Here is a 1,894-nt window from a genome sequence, read left to right as displayed (position 1 = left end):
ATGAATAAGCGGCTTTCTCTTGCCGTCATGTGTAAATCCGATTTTTCTGCGTTGGCAGAGCCATCAATTGGAGTGGTATAAACACTATAAAGATCGCCATTAAATGGGGCCGTTATCGTACCGTCAGTATCGTAATTTACCATTAGTTTGTCGTAACCACCGACAGTCACTTTAGTGTCTGCGATATCAAATTCGGCCGAATTAACTGAGGCAGTGCTAAGCATAAGCGGTATTGCAATGGCGACAGCTGTTACTAATGGTTTACGTGAATATAATTTATTCATAATGATTTTTCTCTTTCATAAGTTCATCAATATTTGTCGACTGGGCATTTTGCCCAGTCGTTATAGTTGTTATGCTTTTGCTACATTTTTACCGGCAATACGACCAAACACGATGCAGTCGGGAATGGCTACAGTACCTAGGCGACAAGCACCATGTGTCCCCCCAGTAGATTCACCACATGCAAACAATCCTGGAATGGTTTCTCGTGTGGCAATGTTGATGACTCTTGCTTCTGTATCGATTTCAACACCGCCCATTGTGTGATGTGCTTTAGGCCATAAACGAACAGCATAGAAAGGTGCTTCGACAATTGGTTGCTGATTCATTGAGAACGGTTTATTAAACTCAGGGTCATTTTTTGCTAAAACATAGCTGTTATAACGTTGTATTTGTGCCTCTAGCGTTTTAGCCGACATATTATAGTGAGCAGCTAGAGCTTGAATGGTGTCAAAGGTATGTACTACTTTTCGGTCAAGTAGCTTAGGCATAACATGCATAGAAGCTTTGACTCCTTTTGCATCACAAATCGCAACGGCAACATTACCTGTTTTGATAATGGCATCGGCACGCACTTTACGGTCAGCAAGTTCGTCAACAAAACGTTCACTAGTTTCAGGATTAACCATTACCCCGTGAGTAAAGGCTGAGTAAGCAGCGAAAATAGGAGCAAGCCCAAAGCCTTTTTCATCTGGTGAAGCCCATGGTCCTAGCTGGACCCATGAAAGTTGCACTGGATTTGCGCCAACACGGATCATTTCTTTTAAACATTCAGAAGTGGCTCCCATGTGATTTGTTGTTGCAAGCTCTTCTGTTAATCTAGGATCTTGTGATGAGCGATACACCACGTCGGCAGCAAAGCCACCAGATGCCATTACAACGCCTTTATTGGCTTTGATGAAATGTGTTGCAGTAGAGTTTTCTTTACCAGGCTTGAATTTAGTGATCACCTCAAGTCCTACAATTCTGCCTTCTTTATTGCTTATTAGGCGTTTTACGAAGACTTTCTTTTTGAGTGGGATACCTAGTTCTTTTGCTTTTTCTAACATTGGGTGCACGATACCTGAACCAGATTGGTTATAAGTGGTATGTGTTCTTGGGATTGAGTGCCCGCCGAATTGTGCGAGTTTTTCTTTGAATTTCACACCAAGATAATCTCGGCACCATTCAAATGCATCGTTAGATTGTTCGGCAACCATACGTGCTTGTTTAGGGTAGTTAAGACCAAGACCCGCTTTATACATATCAGCAAGCATTGCATCAACAGAGTCTGTTACACCATTGGCTTTTTGAATATCACTGCCGACGACGGCCATACCGCCACCATTGATGGTTGAGTTGCCACCAGGAACAGGCATTTTTTCAAGTACCACAACTGATGATTTAGCATTTTTAGCTTCGATGGCGGCAGATAAACCTGCAAATCCACTACCGACAACAACGACATCATAGGTCTCATCCCATTTATCTGGTAATGACGTGCAGCTTGACTCTGTTTTGGCAGAAGCAAAGCCGGATAAAGCTAATCCAGCTGTTGCGGTAGTAATACTGGTTGCTTTTAAAAAGTGGCGTCTTGATAGATTTGTTTTAGTGTCTGTACTCATTATCGTCC

At 42.5% G+C, this 1,894-nt stretch carries 1 protein-coding gene and 1 pseudogene; both read right to left on the bottom strand.

Going from position 1 to position 1,894, the window contains the following annotated elements:
• A pseudogene (locus tag CXF78_RS15810) lies at nt 1-284 on the bottom strand (hypothetical protein); the annotation flags it as partial.
• 69 nt (nt 285-353) lie between these two features.
• The coding region (locus CXF78_RS15805; RefSeq protein WP_257984929.1) for a flavocytochrome c at nt 354-1,894 on the bottom strand (1,541 nt) is incomplete at its 5' end.

It is taken from the genome of Shewanella sp. 11B5, assembly GCF_002836795.1.
Taxonomy (GTDB): Bacteria; Pseudomonadota; Gammaproteobacteria; order Enterobacterales; family Shewanellaceae; genus Shewanella; species Shewanella frigidimarina.
Note: the sequence above shows the minus strand (reverse complement) of the source record. Positions and strands in the feature narration are given on the sequence as shown.